Here is a 23,398-nt window from a genome sequence, read left to right as displayed (position 1 = left end):
CCCCAGGCGCACGGTCGAGTGTTGGCTTTTGTCACGGCTTTCGGGACCCAAGCGTGACAAGACCCGACACTCGGGCGAAAGGTCAGGTGAGGTCGGGCAGCTTGCTTGCACTCACCGTGGATTGCAGTTCGACATACTCCGAGAGCCCCTCGGCACCGAACTCACGCCCGATTCCGGACTGCTTGAATCCGCCGAAGGGTGCGGTGGTGTCGAGGGTGTACATGTTGATGCCGTAGGTGCCCGTCCGAACCTCGGCCGCGATCTCGAGGCCGCGCGCGACGTCCGCGGTCCAGACCGAGCCTGCGAGCCCGTAGTCGGTGTCGTTGGCGATGCGCACGGCGTCGGCTTCGTCGGTGTACTTCAGCACGGTCAGGACCGGGCCGAAGATCTCGTCGCGGGCGATGGACATGTCGTTGGTGGCGTCGGTGAACAGCGTGGGCTGGACGTACCAGCCGCGGTCACGCGGTTTGTCATTGCCGCCCAGGACGATTCGCGCCCCCTCGTCGACACCTGCCTTGATGTAGCCCTGCACACGGTGCTGCTGGCGTTGCGCCACGAGTGGCCCGATATCGGTGGCGTCTTCGGCCGGGTCGCCGACCTGCAGACCGGTCATCATCTCTGCAAGCGCGTCGACGACCTCGTCGTGTTTGCGCTCGCTCACCAGGATGCGGGTCTGTGCGACGCACGCCTGCCCGTTGTTCATCAGGCTGGCCATCTTCAGATGCTTGACGGTGTTCGCGATGTCGGCGTCGTCGAGGATGATCGCGGCCGACTTGCCGCCGAGCTCGAGGCTGACCCGCTTGAGCTGTTCACCGCACAGCGCGGCGATGTGCCTGCCCGTCGCCGATGATCCGGTGAACGAGATCTTGTCGACGCCGGGATGGCGCACGAGGGCCTCGCCGGTCTCCCTGCCGCCGGGAACGATCGACACGACGCCTTCCGGCAGGTCGATCTCATCCAGCATTTCGGCCAACCACATGGCGTCCAAGGGGGTTTCGGGCGCGGGCTTGACCACGACCGCGCAGCCCGCGATGAGCGCGGGAATCATCTTGGGCATGATCAGGAACTGCGGCACGTTCCACGGAACGATCGCGCCGACCACACCGACCGGGGCGCGCCGCAGATGAACATCGCCGAACAGGCCGGGCCGTCGCTCCACCCATGGAAAGTCCTTGGCCGTCGCCATGTTGAGGTGCATCTGGGCGAGGGCGCCTGCGCCCTGTCCCAGCCGGCTGAAGCTCTTGGGTGAGCCCATCTCCGCCGTGATGAGGTCGGCGATCGCGTCGGTCTCGGCGAGGTAGATGGCGGCGAGCTTCTCGATCTTCTCCATCCGCTCGCCCACACTCAGCCGCGGCCACGGGCCCTCGTCGAAGGCCTTCCTCGCGGCCACCACCGCCTTGTCGACGTCCTCGGGAGCGGCCTCGGGTGTCTCGCCGATCGCCTCTTCGGTATGCGGGGAAATCACGGAGAGTCGTTGGCTCGTCGCCGGTGCCTGCCAGCGACCGCCGATGTACAGCTCGTCGTAATTGAGCGATCTCATGCTGTCGCCTCCACTGCCCCGTGTCACAGCCTAAAGTTGCTATTAATATAAACATAGACAAAAAGGCAGGGCCCGTGAACCACCCGCAATCAGACGATTGGCGCCGATACCCGTTCCGGCTGGTGCCGGGGGATCCGGCGCTTGATTTCCCGGCAGCCGAGGCCGACCACCCGGACTGTGAGTCCGACACCTGGTTTCTGGCCGGCGAGCTGACCGGGGAGAGCGGGCGCGGCTACGCGTTCCTGTCGATCTTCAACAAGAACAGGCCGGGACTCGGCGATATCGTCGCCGACTTCTACACGTTCGCCCTGTTCGACCTCGACGCCGGCACCTACGGGACCTACACCGACTACGACATGCCGCCCGCAAACATGCAGCCCGGTGCCGTGGTGAAAATGTCGGTCGCCGGCGACTGCCTGGACCTCACGTACGCATGCGATGCGGGCAGGTCGGTGTGGCACACCTGCCGCGACGAGCAGGGGGAGCTGGTGCCCTATACCTACGACGTCACGTTCGTGGGCACCGATCACGCCGGTGAATCGATGCGACTGGACCTTCATGTCACACCGTCGCGCGCCCCGGTGCCACTGGGAGCCGACGCGCACAACGGGAAGATCGAGTGCTTCGGCCAGAAGGACACGTATTCCTACCTGCAGACCGGGATGACGATGACCGGGACCATCACGTGGGGATCGATGTCCGAATCGGTCAGCGGCAGTGCGGGACACGTGGACCGGCAGTGGTTTCCACTGATCGCCAACAGCGGCGGCGCGGGCGGCGACGTCCGCTGGCGTGCACACGAGTGGCGCACGATCAATCTGGACAACGGCGTCGATCTGAGCGTGTGGCGGCAGTTCGACCGAACCGATCACAATGCGCTGCAACCATTCTCGGGCGCAACGACCTGCTCGCCGGAGGGCGGCGCCGATCCGGAGTTCGCCGACGATGTCGAGGTGTCCATCGAAACGTACGTGCGCTGGCCCGAATCGGTGCGCACCCTGACGCGACCACCGGCAGCGGCGCGGTACCTACCCGATCGGCACCGGCTGACGTCGCGCGCGCTCGACCTGGACTTGACCGGCGAGCCGCTGGTGCCCGCGCCGGCTCACGGCCTGCCGCTGGAGTACATGGAAGGCCCGTATCACTATCGCGGCACCCTGCACGGAGAGCCGGTCAGCGGCTTCGCGTTCTACGAACGTTCACTGGCGCTGTACAAGGACTGGGAGTTGGTCGACGTCCTCGCGAGCGTCGTCGGTGATACGCGCGTGGCGACGCTGCGGGAGCTGATCGATTCCGGACGCCGTGATGAGGCAGTGGCTCACCTCAGAACCGACATGCCTACCTCCGACCCCCGGACCGCGCAGCTTGTCGACGATCTCGTGCTGTCGTTGTCCGAGGAGTGAATGCAGGCTCATCGACGCGGCCTGTGCGCCTTGTGTGTGGACGACAACGCATGGTTGCCCGCCGCGCACGGGGCGCGACAGGCCATCCGCGTCGACAGCCGAATGACTGACGGTGCGTATGCGGTGATCGAATCGGTCGCGGAGCCGGGTACCGCAGTACCGACCCACCGGCACCGCAACGAGGAGGAACACCCCGCACAGCTGGCCCGCCTGGCGTGTGACGTCAGGTTCGGGCCTCGACCGCCTCGGTCCACGTCGAGTGACGGTGGTGAAGGCCGGGTTCATTGCGGCCGAACACCAGATGCTCGCGTACCCCGGACTCCAGGTTGGCCTGTAGACCGGCGACGAGCGCGTAATCCTCGTCCCGCACCGTCGAGTGCGCATAGTCGAATACCGCCGCCGCGCCTGCGGCCGTGGACTCCTCGGACAGGTCGAGCGGCGTGGAATTCTGGTGCACCGTGATCGAGCGGCCCGGCACATCGGACGGGTAGACGCGGAACAACTCGCCGTTGGCGACGGTGCATGAAATGACGATGTTGGGGAACAACGCGTAGATGACGACCATCGCCTGCAGCGGCTCCCACTGTTCCTCGGGAGCATCCTCGAGGTCGAGAATTCCGTTGAGCGGGAACACGAGTCGATGGTGTGGGCCGAAGGAGTCGAAAACCGTGCAGTTGCTGCGCGCGATCGTCGCGAAGGTCGTCTTGTGCACGGTCGCGAAGTGGTAGTTCTCCGCGAAGGTGTCGATCGCCAGCTTCCAGTTGATGGGGCAGTCCAGCACCTTCTCGCCGAGCGGCGCCCACCGTCCGATGCCCCAGGAGTCCAGTTCGTCGGCAAGCGGCCCGAGGAAGGTCGGGATGTCCAGCGTCGCGCCCTGCTCGAGCGAGATCCACAGAAACCCCGCACACTCGGCAGCCGGTAGCTCCGTCAAACGCGGTGTACCCGAGAATGTTTCAGGGAAGCCCTCCTTGCCGGGGACCCCGGCCAGGTTGCCGCTGAGGTCATAGCTCCAGGAGTGATAGGGACACGCGATCCTGCGCGCGGCGCCGCAGCCGTCGGTGATGCGCGACTGGCGGTGCAGGCAGACGTTCTCGAACGCGCGCACCACCCCGTCGGCGGCACGGGTCAGCAGGATGGACCGGCCCATCACGGTTTTGGTGCAGTACGTGCCCGGCCGGGGCAGCTCTGAGACGTAGCCGACCAATTGCGGGCTCGCCAGCAGCATCGCGGTGTCCTGGACGTGGCGCTCGGCCGACGTATACGTGTCCGCGGCGACGGTGCATTCCGCAGGCATGAGGTCGGTGGTCTTGTCCCGCGCGAGCTTCACCGCGCGGCGCGTCAGATCGATGAGGAGGTCGCGGTCCATCACTGTTCCTGGGTCGTGAGCGGGGTGACCATTTGCCTATTTTTATGATGATAGCCCCGGTATGTCAAAAACCGCTGGTGAGCGGGGTGCTCCGCGTATCGTCCGCAGCGGGGTGGGCTGAGATGCGCGGTAGGTGAACATGCGTGCAGAACGGGTGCTGGCCGAAGACGTGCCTGCGTCGCCGGACGATGTCCGGGCGTTCTACGTCGACCTCGACAACATCAAGACAGTCCACCCACTGGTGGTCTCGGTACGCGCCGACGAACGGACCGAACTGGCCGACGGCTACTGCCAGAGCTACCGCGTGAAAGACCGAATTCCGTTCGGTCCGTTCACCCTGCCGACGAGCTATTCGGCACACCTGAGGGTCGCGACAGTCGGCCCGGTGACCACCGAGGCGCGTCAGTTTCCGCGGGTCCGCCTGTACGGCGTGGTGTCATTCGATTCCGTCGGCGGCGGAACCAGGCTCGTCGAACGCCTGACGATCCACGCGCCACGGCTGCTCCACGCGATCACCACGCGCGAGGCGGTCAAGGCCCACATCGCGATGCTGGCGGGCATCCGCCGCCATTTCGGTGGCTAGGCGTCCTCGGACGGTGAATCGGATGCGTCGAGCACACTGACCGCGATGCCATACGGCAGGAACCGCACCTTGCGGGTGGCGTCGGTGTTGTTCTTGTTGGCCCGAAGCGCGTCCAGTTCCGACGGATATACCTGCTCGATGTGGGCACCGCCGTCGGTGTCCACGGTGTAGATCGCCCAGACGCCGTCACCTGTCTCGCCGGTGGTCTCCGGCTCCCGTTTCGGCCGCGAATAGCGGGTGAACTCGTCGACGAGATTGACCCAACCTGCGCGTTCACCGGACGTGTTGAGGAATTTGCCCACACCGTCCAGCGCGTCGCGCAGCCCTTCACCCGCCTCGCGGACGACGCGGTCGAACTCCTCGGGGTCGAACCCGAAAGGCCGGTTGCTGCTCATAGCGGTTCCTCCTCACGCACATGCCCTTGTGCACGGCGGTAATCCCAGTGTGCCTGCAGGTGGCGAAGTAGTCGACTGGGGGCGATGCGGATGGTAGGGATCGTTATGGCCTTCACACGCTCGGACGTGCTGGCGACCGCCGAACGGTCACCGGCGGCGGCAGGCGCACGCGACAAGGCCGGGTGGGTCGGTCTGTTCACCGAGGACGGGCGGGTCGAGGATCCGGTCGGCTCGCAGCCCCACCGGGGAGTGGGCGCGATCGGGCGGTTCTACGACACGTTCATCGCACCGCGCCACATCACCTACCGGCCAGACGCCGACGTCGTCACCGGTTGCACGGTGGTCCGCGACGGCGAACTCGACATCACGATGGGGCCGATCGACCTCTCCGTGCCCGTATACATCCGCTACGACATGCAGGAGCGCGACGGCGCCCTGAAAATCGCTGCGCTGTCGGCATTTTGGGAGCTACCGGCCATGGCCGGGCAATTCCTCCGCGGCGGGGTCGGGGGCCTGCCTGCCGGCCTGGCTCTGTCGAGGAGCCTGCTCGTCAACCAGGGCTTCGTCGGGGTGCTCGGCTATCTCGGTGGTGTGCGCGGGACCGGTGCTCAGGGGAAGCGGAAGTTCGGCCAGTTCCTCGATGACGCACACGCAGGCGACGAGGTCGCAGTCCGCCGCTGGCTCGGCAAGGGTGCCCGGGTGACGAGCGGCGACGACGTCGCGTTGAGTACCGCAGAGTTGTTGTCGCGCATCGCAACCGCCCGTCCCCGCAAGATGATCGCGTCGGGGTACAACGTGGTCGTGGGATTGGACCGGGACGGGCGACGTGACGTGCTCATCGCCGAGGTGAGCGCCAAACCGTTCGCCATCCGCAGAATCCGGTACTTCGAGGAAAGCGCAGAGGACACGGCAGAGGGGTGATCCGGGCTGTTTGAGCACGTCGTCGGCGGGTAAACGGCAGCCCATGAGCCCGCGCGATGACAACAAATCCGAATCCGATGTCGACGACGACGATCACGTTGCCGCGTCGCGTGCGGGAAAGGACGACGACGGCAGCTACGTCGGTCAGACAGCCTCCGACGATGCGCTCGACGTAGGGGAGTCGGGAGCGGAAGCTCGCAGCCAAGAGGGCCGCTAACAGCGGTGTTGTCTCGATTCGGTCGCGTTGGACACTCTGCGACGGCCAGACGTGAGACGGTATGAGCACCATGCCCGTCGACGATGAAATGACCTACGAGCAATTCGGTCGCCAGTTCTTCGAGATCGCCGTGACCGAAGATCGGGTCGGCGGCGCGATCGCCGCCATCGCAGGCGACGAGTTCGAGATGGGCCCGATGGCGCAGGGCCCGGGCAAAGTCGCCAAGGTGACGGCCAAGGTCAGGATTCAGGACCCCCGACTCACCCGCCACGTCGGCGACATGATCACCTTCGACATCAAGATCCCGTTGGAGATCGACCTGGTCGTCGATCTGCGCATCGACAAGCCGAAGTTCATGGTTTTCGGTGAGATCACATTGCGGGCGACCGCGCGTGCCGCCGGACCGCTGCTGCTGATCCTCGATGTCGAGAAACCGCGCTCGTCCGACATCTCCATCCACGTCACGTCGAGGTCGCTGCGGGGCGAGCTGGTCCGGATCCTCGGCGGCATCGACGCCGAGATCAGGCGGTTCATCGCGGCTCACGTCGCGGGGGAGATCGACAGCCCGGCCTCGCAGAAGGCGAAGATCATCGACGTCGCCGAGAGCATCGACGGGGCCTGGTCGGTCGACTAGCTAGGCCGCCACACCCTCGAGCCGGGGTCGTTTAGGGCCGCGGTTGTCGCCGCTGGACTTACCGCGGACGTGATACCAGAGCCAGGGCATCAGCATGTTCTGCGTCCACAGCACCTGCGAATACGCCTGCGACCGCAGCGAAGGACGCCGCACGGGGCCGTCGACCTTGGCCCAGTCGTGGTTACTGCCCGGCAGCCCGAGTGCCTCGGCGGCCGCGGCCGCGAACAACCGGTGTCCCTTGGCCGATCCGTGCACCCGGTCGGCGCTCCACGTATCCGGTGCCGTCATCGACGGCGCGTCGTAGAGGTCGACGAGGCGAAAGCCGTGGCGTACTGCGGCTCTTCTGATTTCGTGGTTGATCTGCACGACGCGCGCGGCGATCACCCGTCCGATGGGGAGGATCTTCGCGATGTCCGGGAAGGTGGTCGTCACCACGGTTGCGCCGGAGGCCGCCAGTCGGGTGTGCAAGTCGTCGAGTTCGGCAAGGGCACTACCGAAGTACGGGCCGGGGCGCGTCACATCGTTCATCCCGATGCACACCGAGATCAGGTCCGGCTGCAACGCCAGCGCTGCGGGCAGCTGCTCGTCGAGCAGGTCTTTGATCCGCCGGCCGCGCACGGCCAGATTGGCGTACGTCACGCCCGGATAGTGGGAGTCGATCATCGTGGCGAAGCGATCGGCGAAGCCGACGAGACCTGTTGAGTCGTCGCCGTCCCACAGCCCTTCTGTTTGGCTATCGCCGATCGCGACATAACGGGAGTACCGAGGCACACCGGAACTCTAACGGCGAAGGGCCGCCTCGACCTCCGATGCCCCGGCGTCCGCCGCGAGTTCACGGTGCAGCTCGGACACCACGGCGCCGCCGGCGCGCAGGACGTCGACCATCCCCGCGACCTCACCGGCGCGGTACCCGTTGAACGTCGCGCCGACGGCCCACCACGCCATCAGCGAGTCCAAACCGCGACCGGCGTCGGCGCCGAGCTCGACCATCGCGGCAACGGTGGCGGGCAGGACCATCCGCGCCGCGAGTTCGATCGGTTGGGTCCCACTCGGAAGGGGCGCGTTGATGGACGCGCCCGCGCGAACCAGAGCGCGCACCATCTCGGGGTTGACGTTGTCGGTGGAGTGCTCGATCACGTGGATCGGGCCTGCGCCGTCGGAATCGACGAGGCCGGGATCGACGCCGTGCGCCAGAGCATGGTTGAGCGCCACTGTGCGCCCCTGCCGCACGATCTCATGCAGGATCGTGGTGAATCTCTCACCGCGGGCGGACAATTCGATCCGGCGTCCCGCGTCGGCATCCTCTTCGATCAGGGCGACGGTGATGCCGGCCGCGAGCGAGCGCACCGCGTACCACAACGGTGTGGCACCGCATGGATCGACGGGGTCGGGATCTGCGCCCATCGCCAGCAGTTCGATGACCCGGGTGTCGCCGCGATGAGCGCGCTCGAAGAGATCCAACACGTTCGGCGCGAGCGGTTCGGTCCAGTCCGGGCGGCCGGCCCCGAGCGCATCCAGCACCCGAAGCGTCCCGTCGCGTCTTTTCCCGAGGTCGAACCACGGCCATGGACCCGGACCCTTCAGGACGAAGTCGGCGGCCGGGATCCGGAATTCTTCGGTGACCGTTCTGCCGAAATCCTCGTAGGCCGATGAGAACGTCAGTTCCTCGCCGTCGCGCACAACGGTGACCTCGACGGGCCCCTCTTCGTATCGAGCGATTTCGGTCACAAGGAACGCATTCTCCCAAACGACCAAAGCCTCGCTAGAGGAGCCGCGTCAACCGCGTCAGGTTCAGCGGCACCCCGGCCACGCTCAGCTGACCGAGGATGTCCTCCAGCCGCTTGCGCGGCATGTCCATCTGCCATTCCGACACCGATGCCGACAGGCACACGACATCGGGCGCGAAGCTGACGCGGGTCAGGCGCAGACCGTGGGGCAGGTCGGGAAGGCGCACGCGGTATGCCGGCGTCTTGACGGGCAGCGCCCACCGGGATCGGCGGGCGACGAGGACGCGCGGATGCAGCCACAGCGTCGAACCATCGAGCCGGGCGTCGACCTCGATGTGTCCGAGCATCGGACGCCTGGCCATCCGCAGCCGGGCGATCCCGTCGCTGCCGACCTCGCCGGACAACCTCGGCGCCGCCCAGCGGAACAGCTCGCTGAGGGCGGCTGCGGGCACCTCGACCGTCAGTTCCACCGGAGCGGCCACCAGCACGGGCGGCGCGGTCGGACGCATATACACGTTGTGCAGCACCGCCGTCGCACGATCGAACGCCTTGTCCTCCCACTGGATATCGCGGGCCGCGATGCGGACGTCGTTGAGTTGACCCACCGACAGGCCGCGTACGTCGAGCGTCGAGTCGAACTCCGTGATCGTCAGGTTCAAGGTGCCGTCGTCGAGCCGGATAGCAAGCCGACGGCCGACCACCAGCCTGCGCACGGTCGTGAACAGGGTGCGGTAGGCCATCGCAGCGCCGCTGCTCACCGGGCCGACCGCCGCAGACGTCCACAGCGACGTCAGCATGTCGATCGGCCGGAGCGGATCGAACCGGCGCAGCGGACCCGTCATGGGTTCCAGCATCCGCCATCGGCGCCACGGAATGAAACGCACATCGGGCGAATCATGATCAGCGTCTGGGGTGCCCCACCGCGCTCGGCCCGCCGACCGGGCCGCGGGCCGGCCTTCCGTAAGGTGGAATCGATGACGTCTGTGGTGGTCGTCGGCAGCGGGTTCACCGGCTTCGAATGTGCCCGTCAGCTGGCGCGGAAAATGCGCAAGCACTCGAAAGCCGGGGAGTCGGTCGATATCTCGATCATCTCGCCGGTCGACTACATGCTGTACACGCCGCTGCTGCCCGACGTCGCCGGCGGCCTGGTGGACGCGCGGTTCGTCGCGATTCCGCTCGCCAATGCCCTGCGTGGTGTGCAGGCCATCCGCGGCAGAGTGGACGAAGTCGACTTCGACGGCAAGACGGTGACGTACACCGACCCCGAAGCGCGCGTCCGTAGCGTGCCGTGGGACCGGCTGGTGTTGACCCCGGGTTCGGTCACCCGGCTGTTCGACATCCCGGGACTCGCAGAGCACGCCAGGGGCCTCAAGTCGACCGCCGAGGCGCTGTACCTACGTGACCATGTGCTCGAACAACTCGAACTGGCCGACGTCGACGACGATGCCGGCCGGGCCGCCGCGCGGCGCACGATCGTGGTGGTCGGCGCGTCGTACTCGGGCACCGAGTTGGCGGTGCAGCTTCGGGCGCTCGCCGATTCCGCGGCCAAGCAGATCGGCTTCGACCCCTCCGAGGTCACGTTCGTGCTCCTGGACCTGGCCGAGCAGGTGATGCCCGAAGTGGGCGAGAAGCTGGGCGCCGCGGCGCAGCGCGTGCTCAAAGCGCGTGGCGTAGACGTGCGGCTCGGCGTCACGCTGGCCGAGGTCCACCCCGAACACGTTGTGCTCAGCGATGACTCGCTGATCCGCACGCACACCGTCGCATGGGTTACCGGAGTCACCGGCGCGCCGCTCATCGAGAAGCTCGGTCTGCCCACCGAGCGGGGTCGCCTCAAGGTGACCACCGAGCTCCAGGTTCCCGGATACCCCGACGTGTTCGGTGCGGGGGATGCGGCGGCGGTGCCGGATGTGACGCAGCCGGGCAAGATCACCCCACCCACTGCGCAGCACGCCACCCGGCAGGGAAAGATGTTGGCCCGCAACGTCGCAGCGAGCCTTGGCTACGGCAAGGCGAAGGCATACAAGCACCGCAACATGGGTCTGGTGGTCGACCTGGGGCCGCGAAACGCGGTCGCCAACCCGCTCAACGTTCAGTTGTCCGGTTTCCCGGCCAAGGTCGTCACGCGTGCCTACCACATCTATGCGATCCCCCGATTCGTGAACAGGTGGGCGGTGTCCCTGGCATACCTGACCGACGTGTTCTTCGACCGGTCGGTCGTCTCGTTCGGGTTGTCGACGCAGGAGGACGCGCGGTTCTCCACCGCCGAAGGCATCCCCATGCCCAAAGCGGACTGATTGGAATCGCCGGCAGCGGGAACGTAGACGGTATGGCTACATACCGTGTGCTGAACCCCGAAGGTGACGTTGTCGACACCAAGGACATCGAGAGCGCTGGCGACGCGCATGCGTGGTTCGTCGACCAGAAGGCCGACCCGGAACTCGGATGGCGAATGGAGGTCAAGTCCGATGACGGCGACTGGGCGTTCTTCGACAGCAGCGAGGGCGACCGCAAGTATTGACGTTCTCCCCCGAATAGGCTGACGCGGTGCCCAAACTCAGTGCGGGTCTGCTGCTGTACCGCGTCGTCGACGGTGAACTCGAAGTGCTGATCGGCCATCCCGGCGGGCCGTTCTGGGCGCGCAAGGACGACGGCGCGTGGTCGATACCCAAGGGGGAGTACACCGAGGGCGAGGATCCGTGGGCGGTCGCACAGCGCGAGTTCGAGGAGGAACTCGGCAAGAAGGCGCCCGAGGGTGCCCGCATCGACTTCGACCCGGTGAAACAACCCAGCGGCAAAGTGATCACCGCGTTCGCCGTTCGTGGCGACCTAGATCTCGACGGCACGTTCTCCAACACCTTCGAGCTGGAGTGGCCCAGGGGATCGGGGAAGTTCAGGGAGTTTCCCGAAATCGACCGCGTGGGTTGGTTTTCCGTGGCTGCTGCTCGGTCGAAGCTGCTGAAAGGCCAGCGGCCGCTTCTCGACCGTCTGACGTCGGCGCTCGCAGACGACGCACCGGGTGGGTCTCGATAGCGTTGATGGTCAGTGCGCGACCGTGGATTCGCCAGCCGGCAGGCGTCCGCATGTACTCGTCGTCGTAGCGCAGATGCCATACCAGGTCGGTGATTTGACCGTCGGCGAGCGTCCAGTGATGCGCGATACAGGTGATCCTGCCCAGCGCGTAGTCGGCGCGCTCGCCGGGGGCATACACCTCGCCGACGATGGCGTGCTCTGTTCGGGTCACCGCGGCCACGGCCGCCATCGCGGACCGGACACCGTCGTGGCCATGGTGCGTGAGCACCGGCTCCAGTGACCGGGGCGGATCCGGCAGTCGCAGTTCGGCTGTCTGCGTGAACAATTCGATCACATTGTCGAACCGCCGGTCGTCGACGGCCGACGCGTAGAGATGCACCAGATCGGTGAGCGCCAGCCGATCGGAGGTACGCAGGCTCATGGCAGCACAGGTAAGCCGTTGCTTTCCCGGATGTCCCTGCGGCATTCGCGGCGGCTCTGCCCCGTTTGTTGCATGCACACCAGCACTGGGGGCTCCTCGGCCGCAGGCAGTGGTTCCTCGGTCGCCTCGGTGGTGACCGTGGGGCTGGGGATGTCGCCCTCGTTCAGCGACCAGATCGAGTTGCCGGTGGTCTGCAGGGTGGAGCAGTACGCGGTGGAGCCGTCGGATGTCGTGCCCGTGCTGCCGACCGGCGAGCAGTTCGCGCCGATCACGACGGTCGCGGGCGCCGCCGATGTCGTCGTGGCGGTGGTCGTGGGGGCTGCCGTCGTCGTCGCCGGTGGCGGGGAGGGCGGCGGTTCGGGCGGTGGGGGCAGCGGCGTGAACGTCGGCCGGGTGGCCGGGGACGATGTCGTGGTCGGGGCGGCGGCGGGGCGGTCGTCGTCGGCGCGCCGCGTCTCGAACAGGGCCACCGCGATCGCGGCCACAAGCAGCACCGCCAGGATCGCGGGGACGATGACGCCTGCGCGCATCAACGACTGTTGCGGCTTCTTGCGCGCCGCCGTGGCGAGGGTGGTGCGGTCATCGCCGGAAGGCTCCGATCCGAGCTGGTGCGAGAGGGCTCGCGCGAAATCTGCACACCGCTCGAACCGGTCTGTCGGGGCCTTCGCCAAGGCTTTGGCGAGAACCGGATCGAGCGCCGCCAGCTCCGGGCGCTGCTCGCCGATCGCAGGCGGCGCGGCCGAAAGGTGCTGGCTGATCACCACGGCCGGGTTCGAATGCATGAACGGTGGTCTGCCGGTCAGTAGATGAAAAGCCGTGGCCGCCAATGCATATTGATCGGCGCGACCGTCGAGGCGCTCGCCCATCAGCTGTTCGGGTGCGGCGTAGGACACCGTGCCGACCGTCATGTTGGTGGCCGTCAGGCCGCTGATGTCATTCACCCAGCGGGCGATTCCGAAGTCCGCCAAAAGAATCCGTTGATCGCCGGACTCGGGAAAGGCGAGCAGGATGTTCGCGGGTTTCACGTCGCGGTGCAAGAGGTTGCGCTGGTGCGCGTAGTCCAACGCATCGGCTACCGCGGAGATGATCTCGGCGACCTCGTTTTTTGGCATGCCGTCGGGGTAGCTGTCGCGCAGCAGTTGAGACGCGTCGGTGCCCTCGACGTAGTCCATCGAGATCCACAGCTGGCCGTCGAAGTCGCCGCGGTCGTGCACGCCCACGATGTGCGGATGCCACAGCGTCGCGGCGATGTCGGCCTCGCGTTCGAAACGTTCGCGGTACTCGGCGTCCGAGGACACCGAGGCGGGCAGCACCTTGAGTGCGTCGCGGCGGGGAAGCCGTGGGTGCTGAGCGAGGTACACCTCACCCATGCCGCCTGCGCCTAGTTTTCGCACGATGGTGTACCCCGCGAATGTCGCACCATCGGCCAACGGCATGGGCGAATAGTACGAGATGGCGCTATAGGTCGAGAGTGAGACGCGATCCCTCGGCGGCACGAGATATGCAGATCAGCATCATCGAGTTCTCGTGCTCGGGGTCGGTGAGCAGCGTGTCTCGGTGGTCGACGTCCCCTCCAACAACACCGAGCACCCGCGTTCTGCACGTCCCGCAGAAGCCCTGCCTGCACGAGTACGGCGCAGCGACCCCATTGCGGTTCAGCGCCGCGAGCAGGGTCTCGTCGGCGCCGACGTGGATCTGTTGCCCGGTTGACGCGACCGTGACGGTGAACTCCTCACCGTCCACGACGGGCGGCGCGGCGAACCGTTCGAAGTGCAGTTCGACCTCGTCACGGCCGGCCAGTTCCGACCGGATCGCCGTGAGCATGGGTGCGGGTCCGCACGCGTAGACCGCGGTGCCGTCCGGACAGTCGCCGAGCAGATCGCGCGCGGTCGGCAGGCCGTCCTCGTCGTCGGTGTGAATGCGCACCCGCCGGCCGAACCGTGCGACCTCGTCGAGGAATGGCAGGCTGTCTCGGGTGCGTCCGGCATTGACCATCGACCAGTCGACGCCCAGACGTGTGGCCAGGGCGAGCATGGGCAGGATCGGGGTGATCCCGATGCCGCCCGCGATGAAACGGAACCGACGCGTCGGCGAACCGTAGCCGGGGACGGTCAGCGGGAACGCGTTGCGCGGACCCTGTGTCGTCGCGGTCGCACCGACATCGAGAACGTCGTGCACCTCGATGGAGCCGCCACCGCCGTCGGGAATCCTGCGCACCGCAATGCGATAGACGTCGGACAAAGCGGGATCTCCGCACAGGGAGTACTGGCGGAGCCGTCCACTCGGCAGAAGCACATCGATGTGGGCGCCGGGATGCCAGCGGGGGAGACGCCCGCCGTCGGTCGCGACCAACGTCAGCGCGATGACGTCCTGATCGTGGGCGACGACGTCGCGGTCCGTCACGGTCAACGCGATGGTGTTGTCCGGTTCGGATGGGGGCGACAGGTTCCGGATGTTCCCGGTCATCCGCCACACCCCGGTGACGACTCCGTCGATCAGGCTCACGAAGACGTCGTGGCGGGACCGACCCGACAGGCTCGGAGGCACGTCCCGGAATCGGTCGCGACGCGCCATCAAAGATGCGCCGCGCGAGCGGCGGGGGACCGGGCGAGATAGGCGACCGCCTGGGCCGTCGACCCCATCTGGTCGGGAGTGAAGCCGGGCTTGAAGTACGCCAGCGTGTTGGAGCCGAAGAGCTTGCGGTACTTGGGCAACAGGCCGAGCTTGGAGTCTCGGGCGCGCAGACGCTGCATCTTCCACCAGCCGATGTCAACGTTCGGATCGACTTTCATGAGGAACGCCGCCCCGCGAGTGAAGAACGAATAGATGCCTATCATCGCCATCACCATGGCGCCGATCCGATCGACGTAGCTGTTGTGGAAATAGACGGCGACGTCGTGGGCGACGCTGCGGTGTTCTACCTCCTCGCTGCCGTGCCAGCGGAACACGTCGGCCATCGTCGGATCGGCGGCGTAGTCGTCCCAGGTGCAGTTCAGGGCGAAATCCCCCATTACGGCGGTGTAATGCTCGATTGCCGCGATGAACCAGAGCCGGTCACATAGGTGATTCATCCGCTTCTTTGGGTCATCCGAGGTCGACGGCGCCAGCACCTTGGTGAAGACGTAATCCATCTGCTCCAGCATCGGTGTTGGATCGACGCTCCGTTGCTCCAGGAATTCGTGTAGCAGCCGCTCATGTACCTCGGCGTGCGCACCTTCCTGCCCGATGAAGCCCCGCATGTCCTCGGCCAGCTTCGGGTCCTTCACCAACGGCAGCGCCTCGTTGTACGTGGCGACGAACCACCGCTCGGCCGCGGGCAGGATCAAATTGAGAAAGCTGATCACATTGGAGGCCACCGGGTGGTCCGGAATCCAGTGCAGCGGCACGTCGGAGACGTCGAAGTGCACCTTGCGGGCCTGGATCTGTACCGGGCCCGGGTCGATCTCGTGGTCGAAACGGCGTGGTCGCAGCGCCGCCGGCCGAGCCGGCAGTCCAGTCATTGCGGTCCTTCTGTTGAATTAGCCGATTTTCGAAGTTTACGGCCAGTAGGTGGGAACGGAGGTTTCAGGTAGCGGGGCTACGTCAATACGTCCGGCATGGCGGGGTTTGGCGACATTGTGAATTGGACCCGTCATCAGGTCGCCTCCCGTGTGCCAAAAGCTGACCTGGATCAGCGCGACGCCGACTACATCCGGGAGCAGTTGCCCGGTCTGTGGCTGTTGGCGTCGCTGTACTTCCGCGCCGACGTGCGCGGCCTCGACCGGATTCCCAAAGACGGGCCCGTGCTGCTCGTCGGCAATCACAGCGGCGGCAACCTTCCGCCGGACACGTTCGTCTTCACCCTGGCGTTCAGTTCCTACTTCGGTGTCGAGCGGCCGTTCTACCAACTCGCGCACAACCTCGTCGTGTCGATGCCCGGACTCGGCTCGCTGCGCAAGTTCGGCACCGTCGCCGCCAACCCCGACAACGCCAGGCTCGCACTGGAATCCGGTGCAGCGCTGCTGGTGTACCCGGGCGGTGACTACGAAGTGTTCCGGCCGTCCTGGGAAGGCAACAAGGTCGACTTCGGCGGCCGCAAAGGCTACGTCAAGCTGGCGCGCGAAGCCGGTGTGCCCATCGTGCCGATCGCCAGCGTCGGTGGGCAGGAGGCGGCGCTCTTCCTGGACCGCGGCCAGTGGCTGGCCAAGCTGCTGATGGTCGACAAGATGGCGCGGCTGAAGAGCGTGCCCATTCTGCTGGCGCCACCGTGGGGTCTGACCGTCAGCGACATGGTGCCGCGACTGCCGCTGCCGACGAAGATCGCGATCGAAGTGCAGGATCCGATCGACGCCGAGGACATCGCCGTCAGCGACGACGACGTCGTGCACGAGAAAGTGGAGGCCAGCCTGCAGGCCGGCGTCGACCGGCTTGCGGCGGAACGTCGATTCCCGGTGCTCGGCTGATGGGGGCCCACGCCCGAAGGGCCGGGGACGCCCGCGGGAAGAGGAGACGGTACTGATGCGGGTCCAACGGCAGTGCGTCGTCGACGCCGACCGCGAAGCGGTGTGGAAGGTGGTCAGCAGTCCCGATTGCTACCCCGAGTTCATGGCGAGCCTCGAGCGGTGGGAGACGGCCGACGACGGCCCGGCCGGCCTCGGCGCCCGCTATACCGTGCACTGGAAGGTCGGGTCGGTGCCCATCGGCGGCGACATCGAGATCGTCGAGTTCGATCCGCCGCGCGAACTATCGTGGGTCGGCCTCACCGGCGTCTCGCAGCGCGGACGTTTCCGATTGCGCGAGACCGATGACGGCCGCACCAAGGTCACCTTCCGGCTTTCCTACGAATCTGCTGGCAACCTGCTCGGATTGATCGCGGACCGGGTGGCCGCGGGGCAGGTGGGCAGGACTATGGGCGAGACGCTGAAGAACCTGCGCCGAATGGTCGAGAGCTAGACCCGGCTTACCCCGGAGGCGGGGTGCCGGCGCCGGGCGCGCCCTGGATGGGCACCACAGGCGTCGGGGTCACGGTCGTCACACCGTTACCGCCGACCCTCGGGCCTGCCGACGGGCCCATTTCCTGGAGCGCATCGGCGGCGGCCTGGGTGCAGTCCAGCATCAGCAGGATTTTGCCCTCCGACGTCTGCTTCTGGCTGTTGACCAGGCAATTGTTCTGGCTCAGAACGCTGCCGAACGAGCCGCCGAAGTATCCTTTGTAGCCCTGGGACTTCAGGATCGACAGGGCCTTGTTGTACGGCTCGCCGACGACGTTCGCGTAGTTGGCGCCGCCGCCCGGCTGGGATATGGCGATCCCCGCGCCCACGAGCGCGAAGGAACCGACAGCCACGAGCCCCCCGCTCAGCACAACGAGCTTCTTCACGTGATCTCCCTAGATCGATGCGGTTGCGAACATATCGCAGACGTGCCGATTGTGAAACCGGAGGAAAGCGCCGAAGCGTTACACCGGCGCGTTCACCGCGACCCGCATGACCTTGGCCAATGCGGCGGCGCGCGGATCGGTGAAAACCGCTTCGAGCAGCATTTTCTTTCCGTCCGGACTCGCGAGCGGCACTCGCCAGTTCGGATATTCGTCTGTGGTGCCCGGCTGATTTTGAGTCCGGAGGTCACCGACGGCGTCGGCCAGCGACAGTGCCAGCAGCCGCGACCGCGTGCGGCCCAGATATTGATACAGCGCCCTCACGACGTCGTCGACACCGGTTTCGTCCAGGTCGCCGCGCAACAACCCGACGCGACGCAATTCGTCGAGCCAGGCCGTCTGCTGGCGACGATCGGCGGCCAGTTCCTCCTCAGCCGACCGGGTCAGCAGCCCGAGCTCGTCGCGCAGGCGGACGTGCTCGCCCGCCAGATAGCCGGGAGTCGGCGGAAGATCATGGGTCGTCACCGACGACAGACAGTACTCACGCCAGCGCTCGGCGGGCAGCGGTCCGCCGTCACCGTCCCGATCGAATTCGAACCACAGGATCGACGTGCCGAACAGGCCGCGTTCGCGCAGGTAGTCGCGCACCCAGGGTTCGACGGTGCCCAGATCCTCGCCGACGACGACGGCCCCTGCGCGGTGCGCCTCGAGCGCCACGATCCCGAGCATCGCTTCGTGGTCGTAGCGCACATAGGTGCCGTCGGTCGGCGGGGATCCCTTCGGAATCCACCAGAACCGGAACAGCCCGATGATGTGGTCGATGCGAACCCCGCCCGCATGGCGGAGCAGCGTGTGGACGAGTGCGCGAAACGGTTCGTACGCCTGGTTGGCGAGTTCGTCGGGCCGCCACGGTGGCTGCGACCAGTCCTGGCCCAGCTGATTGAACTCGTCAGGCGGTGCGCCCGCGGTGACGCCGAGTGCCAGCACATCCTGCAACGCCCACGCGTCGGCACCGTTCGGGTCGACCCCGACGGCGAGGTCATGCATGATTCCCAGCCCCATGCCCGCGGCGAGCGCACTCGCCTGTGCCGCGGTGAGCTGATCGTCGAGCTGCCACTGAAGCCATCGGTGAAAGTCGACCGCGTCGCTGTGGTCGGCCGCGAATTCGGCGACAGCCGCGCTTTCGGGATGACGTAGATCTTCCGGCCAGTCATGCCAGTCCGAACCGTGCTTCTCGGCCAGCGCACACCAGATCGCGAAGTCGTCCAGGCTGCGGCCCTGCCGTTCGCGGTAGGCGTCATAGGCCAGCGTTCGGCCCGCCGATCGCTCGACGCGGTACACCACCTCCAGCGCGGATCGTTTGTACTTCCAGACGGCGTCCCGGTCGATGAGGCGCGACTTCTTGGCGCGCGACTGCGCGATCTCGCGGGACTTGCGGATGCGCCCACGGTTGCCGACGTAGGCGAATTCGGGAATCGCTTCCACCCGCAGGTACATCGGGTTGACGAATCGTCGTGAGGTGGGCAGGTACGGCGACGGCTCCATCGGTGCGGTGGGCGCGGCCGCATGCAGCGGATTGACCAGGATGAAGCCCGCGTCGTGCTGAGCCGCCGACCACACGGCCAGATCGGTCAGATCCGTCAAATCGCCGATGCCCCAGGACTTTTCCGAGCGGACACTGTACAACTGCGTGGCCAGACCCCACGAGCGGCCTTTCGGCGGCTCCAGCGACGCGGGGGAGACGACGATGGGCGAGCTGATGTCGGACGACCCCAGCTGGAGATGTAGTTCGTGATATCCCAGTGGTACATCGGCGGGCAATTCGAAGCTGGCTTCGCCGATCAGTCGGCCGTCGAGATCATAAGGGCCCCGGTTGTTTTCGAGCTGACGTAGACCGGTCCGGACCGACCCGTCCTCCAGTCGGATCCACAACCGCACCGAGTCGCCGTGTGTGACGTGCACCCAGAACGGCGACGTCGCCCCGGAGCGTCCCACGATCAACGGCGGCAGTGACCGGGACCAGTAGTCTCGATCGTGCGCTGTCAATGCCGCGCTGCGCCCGTCTTCGGTGATCGCCGACACACCGAGCGCATCGAGCACGCCGGTCAGGGTGGATTCACCGACGGTGATGCGTCGTCCGGTCCAATCGTCGTATTCCGTTGCGACGCCATAGCGTCGCGCCAACTCGACGAGCGACTCTGGGAGATCGGTCATGGCACCATAGTGCCCGTCGTCAGTCGATATCACGCATCAGAAGGTCATCCCATGTGTCTCGGCGGACCACCAGGCGAGCGGTGCCGTCGCGGGCGAACACCACCGGAACGCGGCGCGCGCCGTTGTACTGGTTGGACATCGTGTAGCAATAGGCCCCGGTGACGGGCACCGCGAGCAGATCGCCGACAGCCGGATCGCGCAGCGCGACACCGTCGACGAGCTGGTCGCCGGATTCGCAGTGCCGACCCACGACGCTGACGGTTTCGCCGCCGCCCACCCGGTCGACGATCGTCGCCTCGAACCGCTGGCCGGTGAGTGACACCTCGAGGTTGTCGCCCATTCCGCCGTCGACCGCGACATGGGTGACGACACCGCGTTTGAGGGTCATGACGCGGTACAACGTGCACGCGCTGGCGGCGACCATGCTGCGGCCGGGCTCGACGATGATGCGGCTACCGTCGGGCAGCAGCGCCCTGGCCTGAGCCACCATCACGTCGGCGTACTCGTCGAGGGTCGGTGGGTGCTCGTCATAGGTGTAGCGCACGCCGAGACCCCCGCCGAGGTCGTAGACCTCGAAGGTGCCGAGCTTGGCGATGGGCTCGACCGCCTGCGCAAGTTGTTCGACGTTGAGCAGCTGCGACCCGACGTGGGTGTGCACGCCGTCGAGCCGCATCTTGGCGCTGCGGTCGATCCGCGTGATCGCGGTCCGGGCGTCGTCGGGCATCAGGCCGAACTTCGACCCCGTGTGCCCCGTCGCCTGCGACGCGTGGGTGGCGGCTTTTACGCCGGGGATGACCCGGACCAGGCACGGCTGCTGACGGCCCGCGGGAACGATGCGCTCGAGCCGGTCGATGTCGTCGAAGTTGTCGACGACGACAAGGCCGACACCACGGTCGACGGCGAGTTCGAGTTCCTCGTCGGACTTGGCGTTTCCGTGCAACACAAGACGCGCAGGATCCGCGCCCGCCTTGATGGCCGTCAGGATCTCGCCGCCGCCCGCGACGTCGAGGTGGAGTCCTTCTTCGACCATGACCCGCTGAACGGCGGTGCAGGGGAACGACTTCGATGCGAATGCCACATCGCAGCGCGGCCAGCGACTGCGGAAAGCCGCCAGGTAGTCGCGGGCGCGTTGCCGCAGTGCCTCTTCGGAGACGACGATCGCGGGGGTGCCGAACTGCTCGGCCACATCGTCGAGCCGGCAACCGCCGACCGTGAGCGTTCCGTCACTGTCGGTTCGGGTGCCCGGCGGGAAGAGGCCGATCAGTTCTTCCGCCTGCGCGGTGTCCAGCACGATCCTCAGCCTGCCACCGCACGCGCGAGTGCGAACACACTGCGTCAAAGTCCGCGAAATCTCGCAGTGGCGGCACGGTTGTGGCAGTGATACTATCTGTCTGTAATGATCGATACAGAACGAATCCCGACGAAGAAGCAGCAGCAGGGCGAACAATCCCGCGAGCTGATCCTGGACGCAACGGAGAAGCTGATGGGCACCCGCGGGTATGCGGCGACGTCGATCAGCGACATCCGTAAGGCATGTGGCCTGCCTGCGAGTTCGATCTACTGGCATTTCGGCTCGAAGGACGGCGTGCTCGCGGCGGTCATGGAACGGGGCGCGCAGCGCTTCTTCGCGGCGATCGCGGCTCAGGCCGGCGTCGAGGCCCGACTGGCCGAAGTCGCGAAACAGCAGGCGCAGCACCCCGACTTCCTGCGGCTGTTCCTGCTCCTGTCGTTGGAGCGCAGCGACGATCCCGGGGTCGCCGAGGTGGTGCGCCGAGTCCGCGACAGGGCGATCGCCGATTTCCGCGACGCGATCGGCCAGCTGTTGCCCGCCGGCGTCGCAGCGCCGACGGCCCAGCGCGTCGTCGCCGAACTCGCTGCGGTCGCTGTCGCGCTGTCGGACGGCATCTTCCTGGCCGAACATCTCGAACCCGACACCACCGACGTCGCACGCATGTACCGGCGCCTGTACCAGACGATCACCGCACTGATCCCGATTCTCTTGGAGGAGAAATGACCGCGGCACCGAAGAAGACAGCGATCATCACCGGTGCCAGCGCCGGACTCGGACTGGAGTGCGCCCGCGCGCTGCTGGCGAGCGACCCGTCCTGGCATAGCGTTCTCGCCGTTCGCGATACGGGCCGCGGCGCCGAGGCGGTGCAGCAGATCGGGTATCCCGACCGGTGCACGGTTATCGAGATGGACCTCGCATCACTGAGGTCGGTCCGGCGCTTCGCCGAGAACTTCCGCGGCCGCGGACTTCCGCCGCTGCGCACGATCGTCTGCAATGCCGGCGTTCAGGTGGTGTCGGGCACCGAGCGGACGGCCGACGGCGTGGAGATGACGTTCGGCGTCAACCACCTCGGGCACTTCGCGTTGGTGCAGGACCTGCTCGCCGACCTCGCCCATCCGGCACGCATCGTCGTGGTCAGCAGCGGCACCCACGACCCGGCGAAGTTCACGGGCATGCCGTCACCGCAGTACACGCGCGCCGCCGATCTCGCGTCCGCGGCCGATTCCGCCGAGGGTCGCCGCCGGTACACCACGTCGAAGCTGTGCAATGTGCTCTTCGTCTACGAGCTCGACCGCCGGTTGGGCCAGGGGAGCGGCGGCGTCACCGTCAACGCCTTCGACCCCGGGCTGATGCCGGGTTCCGGGCTCGCCCGCGACTACTCGCCGATCGGGCGGTTCGCATGGCGGTACGTGTTTCCGCTGCTACGCGTTCTTCCGAACGTCAACAGCACCAAGGCATCCGGTGCGCGCCTCGCGGCGCTGGCGGGCGATCCCGAGTTCGACGGCGTCACCGGCGAGTACTTCGAAGGTCAGCGGCCGATCCGATCGTCGGCCGACTCCTATGACCGTGAGATGGCGCTCGATCTGTGGGACACGAGCGAATACCTCGCGATGCAGGCCACCTAGAGCAGCACGATCACCACGATGAGTACCGCGAAACCCGCGGTGGCCCAGCCGATCAAGGCGACTTCGACTCCGGGTTCGGACGTGATGCGGCGTGCCCGCCGCCGCCCGAGCCAGACGACCAGCATCGCCAGCACAGCCCCGACGACCGGCAACACCATGCGGCCTTCGCTCAGTGGTCCCCGGCCCAGCAGCGGGAGCGCTCCCGCCACCAGAAAGCTGAAAGCGCTTCGTTCCCAAGACAGTTGGGTCCGCTCCGCCTGCAGTCCCGGCTTTTCCGGTCGTTGAGTCATGGTGGTGGCCCGGCTACGGCTGGACCGAGATCACGACGATCAACGCGACGGTCAGTACGACGATGGCGCCACCCAGCAGAACCGGCATCCACGATCGGGGTAGTTCGGCTCCCGCACGCATCGCGGCCTGCACAGCCTGCCACCGCCGAACTGCCAACACCGCCAGGACGCCGCCTGCCGTCGTCAGTGCCGTCCCGAGGCCGTGGCGTACGCCGGGGATGGACAGAGCGGGTACCAGCTGCACGACCGCGACACCACCGGCGATAAGTGCGAGCGCCGTGCGGACCCACGCGAGGAATGTGCGCTCGTTGGCGAGGGTGAAGCGATAGTCCAGATCCTGGTCGTCGCCGTCTGCGCCCACGAACAATCAGCCTAGAGTCCGGAATCG

At 66.7% G+C, this 23,398-nt stretch carries 26 protein-coding genes and 1 pseudogene; 12 read left to right on the top strand and 15 right to left on the bottom strand.

Annotated elements, in window-relative coordinates; all coding sequences use genetic code 11:
- Positions 1-82: 82 nt before the first annotated feature.
- On the bottom strand, positions 83-1,540 hold the full coding sequence (locus AB4Z42_RS25940) for an aldehyde dehydrogenase (protein WP_442012108.1): 1,458 nt from the start codon (positions 1,538-1,540) through the stop codon (positions 83-85).
- 74 nt (positions 1,541-1,614) lie between these two features.
- Here AB4Z42_RS25940 and AB4Z42_RS25935 point away from each other — a divergent pair, with 74 nt between their 5' ends.
- The gene (locus AB4Z42_RS25935; RefSeq protein ID WP_442012107.1) at positions 1,615-2,943 is read left to right on the top strand and encodes a lipocalin-like domain-containing protein; all 1,329 of its coding nucleotides are present in this window, start codon (positions 1,615-1,617) and stop codon (positions 2,941-2,943) included.
- Positions 2,944-3,166: 223 nt separating this feature from the next.
- On the opposite strand, the gene AB4Z42_RS25930 is transcribed toward AB4Z42_RS25935, so the two are convergent.
- Complete coding sequence (locus AB4Z42_RS25930) at positions 3,167-4,309, bottom strand: aromatic ring-hydroxylating oxygenase subunit alpha (protein WP_442012106.1); 1,143 nt, start codon at positions 4,307-4,309, stop codon at positions 3,167-3,169.
- A 139-nt stretch (positions 4,310-4,448) separates the two neighbouring features.
- Here AB4Z42_RS25930 and AB4Z42_RS25925 point away from each other — a divergent pair, with 139 nt between their 5' ends.
- Positions 4,449-4,892 (top strand): SRPBCC family protein, encoded by a 444-nt coding sequence (locus AB4Z42_RS25925; protein WP_442012105.1) that lies wholly within the window; start codon positions 4,449-4,451, stop codon positions 4,890-4,892.
- Here AB4Z42_RS25925 and AB4Z42_RS25920 read toward each other — a convergent pair.
- Entirely contained in the window at positions 4,889-5,287 is a 399-nt protein-coding gene (locus AB4Z42_RS25920; RefSeq protein ID WP_442012104.1) for a hypothetical protein, read from the bottom strand. The two genes, AB4Z42_RS25925 and AB4Z42_RS25920, sit on opposite strands and share 4 nt — an antisense overlap.
- Positions 5,288-5,392: 105 nt before the next feature.
- Here AB4Z42_RS25920 and AB4Z42_RS25915 point away from each other — a divergent pair, with 105 nt between their 5' ends.
- From AB4Z42_RS25915 to AB4Z42_RS25905, 3 genes are all read left to right on the top strand, one after another.
- Positions 5,393-6,208 carry a nuclear transport factor 2 family protein gene (locus AB4Z42_RS25915; protein ID WP_442012103.1) on the top strand — a complete coding sequence of 272 codons (816 nt, stop codon included), beginning with the start codon at positions 5,393-5,395 and terminating at the stop codon, positions 6,206-6,208.
- A 43-nt stretch (positions 6,209-6,251) separates the two neighbouring features.
- Positions 6,252-6,425, top strand: a complete 174-nt coding sequence (locus tag AB4Z42_RS25910; RefSeq protein WP_442012102.1) for a hypothetical protein — start codon at positions 6,252-6,254, stop codon at positions 6,423-6,425.
- A 61-nt stretch (positions 6,426-6,486) separates the two neighbouring features.
- A complete protein-coding gene (locus AB4Z42_RS25905; protein ID WP_442012101.1) occupies positions 6,487-7,059 on the top strand; it encodes a hypothetical protein in 573 nt (190 codons plus the stop codon).
- Here AB4Z42_RS25905 and AB4Z42_RS25900 read toward each other — a convergent pair whose 3' ends face one another.
- From AB4Z42_RS25900 to AB4Z42_RS25890, 3 genes are read right to left on the bottom strand one after another with little or no spacing between them, the layout of a single operon-like run.
- Positions 7,060-7,830, bottom strand: a complete 771-nt coding sequence (locus AB4Z42_RS25900) for an SGNH/GDSL hydrolase family protein (protein ID WP_442012100.1) — start codon at positions 7,828-7,830, stop codon at positions 7,060-7,062.
- A 9-nt stretch (positions 7,831-7,839) separates the two neighbouring features.
- A complete protein-coding gene (locus AB4Z42_RS25895; protein ID WP_442012099.1) occupies positions 7,840-8,787 on the bottom strand; it encodes an ankyrin repeat domain-containing protein in 948 nt (315 codons plus the stop codon).
- Between the two features lie 34 nt (positions 8,788-8,821).
- Positions 8,822-9,628: a hypothetical protein gene (locus AB4Z42_RS25890; RefSeq protein ID WP_442012098.1), complete on the bottom strand. Its 807-nt coding sequence runs from the start codon at positions 9,626-9,628 to the stop codon at positions 8,822-8,824.
- 132 nt (positions 9,629-9,760) lie between these two features.
- Here AB4Z42_RS25890 and AB4Z42_RS25885 point away from each other — a divergent pair, with 132 nt between their 5' ends.
- The 3 genes from AB4Z42_RS25885 to AB4Z42_RS25875 are packed head-to-tail and all read left to right on the top strand — an operon-like array spanning position 9,761 to position 11,816.
- Positions 9,761-11,080 (top strand): NAD(P)/FAD-dependent oxidoreductase, encoded by a 1,320-nt coding sequence (locus AB4Z42_RS25885; protein WP_442012097.1) that lies wholly within the window; start codon positions 9,761-9,763, stop codon positions 11,078-11,080.
- Positions 11,081-11,112: 32 nt separating this feature from the next.
- Positions 11,113-11,304 (top strand): hypothetical protein, encoded by a 192-nt coding sequence (locus tag AB4Z42_RS25880; RefSeq protein ID WP_442012096.1) that lies wholly within the window; start codon positions 11,113-11,115, stop codon positions 11,302-11,304.
- A 26-nt stretch (positions 11,305-11,330) separates the two neighbouring features.
- Positions 11,331-11,816: an NUDIX domain-containing protein gene (locus AB4Z42_RS25875; RefSeq protein WP_442012095.1), complete on the top strand. Its 486-nt coding sequence runs from the start codon at positions 11,331-11,333 to the stop codon at positions 11,814-11,816.
- Positions 11,817-11,892: 76 nt separating this feature from the next.
- Here AB4Z42_RS25875 and AB4Z42_RS25870 read toward each other — a convergent pair.
- From AB4Z42_RS25870 to AB4Z42_RS25855, 4 genes and pseudogenes are all read right to left on the bottom strand, one after another.
- A pseudogene (locus AB4Z42_RS25870) lies at positions 11,893-12,237 on the bottom strand (nuclear transport factor 2 family protein); the annotation flags it as partial.
- Positions 12,234-13,673: a serine/threonine-protein kinase gene (locus tag AB4Z42_RS25865; protein WP_442012094.1), complete on the bottom strand. Its 1,440-nt coding sequence runs from the start codon at positions 13,671-13,673 to the stop codon at positions 12,234-12,236. The gene AB4Z42_RS25865 and the pseudogene AB4Z42_RS25870, both read right to left, overlap by 4 nt.
- 22 nt (positions 13,674-13,695) lie before the next feature.
- Positions 13,696-14,703, bottom strand: a complete 1,008-nt coding sequence (locus tag AB4Z42_RS25860) for a PDR/VanB family oxidoreductase (protein WP_442012157.1) — start codon at positions 14,701-14,703, stop codon at positions 13,696-13,698.
- A gap of 107 nt (positions 14,704-14,810) precedes the next feature.
- Positions 14,811-15,737, bottom strand: coding sequence for a metal-dependent hydrolase (locus tag AB4Z42_RS25855; RefSeq protein ID WP_442012093.1), 927 nt, complete (start codon positions 15,735-15,737; stop codon positions 14,811-14,813).
- A gap of 96 nt (positions 15,738-15,833) precedes the next feature.
- On the opposite strand from AB4Z42_RS25855, the gene AB4Z42_RS25850 reads away from it, so the two are divergent.
- Together AB4Z42_RS25850 and AB4Z42_RS25845 are read left to right on the top strand one after the other, a co-directional pair.
- Entirely contained in the window at positions 15,834-16,679 is an 846-nt protein-coding gene (locus tag AB4Z42_RS25850) for a lysophospholipid acyltransferase family protein (RefSeq protein WP_442012092.1), read from the top strand.
- Between the two features lie 55 nt (positions 16,680-16,734).
- Positions 16,735-17,169 carry an SRPBCC family protein gene (locus AB4Z42_RS25845; RefSeq protein WP_442012091.1) on the top strand — a complete coding sequence of 145 codons (435 nt, stop codon included), beginning with the start codon at positions 16,735-16,737 and terminating at the stop codon, positions 17,167-17,169.
- 7 nt (positions 17,170-17,176) lie between these two features.
- Here AB4Z42_RS25845 and AB4Z42_RS25840 read toward each other — a convergent pair whose 3' ends face one another.
- The 3 genes from AB4Z42_RS25840 to lysA all read right to left on the bottom strand — a co-directional run bounded on the left by AB4Z42_RS25840 (position 17,177) and on the right by lysA (position 21,095).
- Positions 17,177-17,593 carry a hypothetical protein gene (locus tag AB4Z42_RS25840; RefSeq protein ID WP_442012090.1) on the bottom strand — a complete coding sequence of 139 codons (417 nt, stop codon included), beginning with the start codon at positions 17,591-17,593 and terminating at the stop codon, positions 17,177-17,179.
- Positions 17,594-17,671: 78 nt separating this feature from the next.
- Positions 17,672-19,804, bottom strand: coding sequence for a 4-alpha-glucanotransferase (gene malQ, locus AB4Z42_RS25835; RefSeq protein ID WP_442012089.1), 2,133 nt, complete (start codon positions 19,802-19,804; stop codon positions 17,672-17,674).
- Between the two features lie 19 nt (positions 19,805-19,823).
- Positions 19,824-21,095 (bottom strand): diaminopimelate decarboxylase, encoded by a 1,272-nt coding sequence (lysA, locus tag AB4Z42_RS25830; RefSeq protein WP_442012088.1) that lies wholly within the window; start codon positions 21,093-21,095, stop codon positions 19,824-19,826.
- Between the two features lie 105 nt (positions 21,096-21,200).
- On the opposite strand from lysA, the gene AB4Z42_RS25825 reads away from it, so the two are divergent.
- Together AB4Z42_RS25825 and AB4Z42_RS25820 are read left to right on the top strand one after the other, a co-directional pair.
- Positions 21,201-21,818 (top strand): TetR/AcrR family transcriptional regulator, encoded by a 618-nt coding sequence (locus AB4Z42_RS25825; RefSeq protein WP_442012087.1) that lies wholly within the window; start codon positions 21,201-21,203, stop codon positions 21,816-21,818.
- Positions 21,815-22,720, top strand: coding sequence for an SDR family NAD(P)-dependent oxidoreductase (locus tag AB4Z42_RS25820; RefSeq protein WP_442012086.1), 906 nt, complete (start codon positions 21,815-21,817; stop codon positions 22,718-22,720). Before AB4Z42_RS25825 ends, AB4Z42_RS25820 begins: the two co-directional genes overlap by 4 nt.
- Here the strand turns inward: AB4Z42_RS25820 and AB4Z42_RS25815 are convergent.
- Both AB4Z42_RS25815 and AB4Z42_RS25810 read right to left on the bottom strand, forming a co-directional pair.
- Positions 22,717-23,010: a DUF202 domain-containing protein gene (locus tag AB4Z42_RS25815; RefSeq protein WP_442012085.1), complete on the bottom strand. Its 294-nt coding sequence runs from the start codon at positions 23,008-23,010 to the stop codon at positions 22,717-22,719. The two genes, AB4Z42_RS25820 and AB4Z42_RS25815, sit on opposite strands and share 4 nt — an antisense overlap.
- Positions 23,011-23,023: 13 nt before the next feature.
- On the bottom strand, positions 23,024-23,371 hold the full coding sequence (locus tag AB4Z42_RS25810) for a YidH family protein (RefSeq protein ID WP_442012084.1): 348 nt from the start codon (positions 23,369-23,371) through the stop codon (positions 23,024-23,026).
- Between the last annotated feature and the right edge of the window lie 27 nt (positions 23,372-23,398).

Origin of the sequence: Mycobacterium sp. 2YAF39 (genome assembly GCF_052114565.1) — a bacterium.
Classification (GTDB): domain Bacteria; phylum Actinomycetota; class Actinomycetes; order Mycobacteriales; family Mycobacteriaceae; genus Mycobacterium.
Note: the sequence above shows the minus strand (reverse complement) of the source record. Positions and strands in the feature narration are given on the sequence as shown.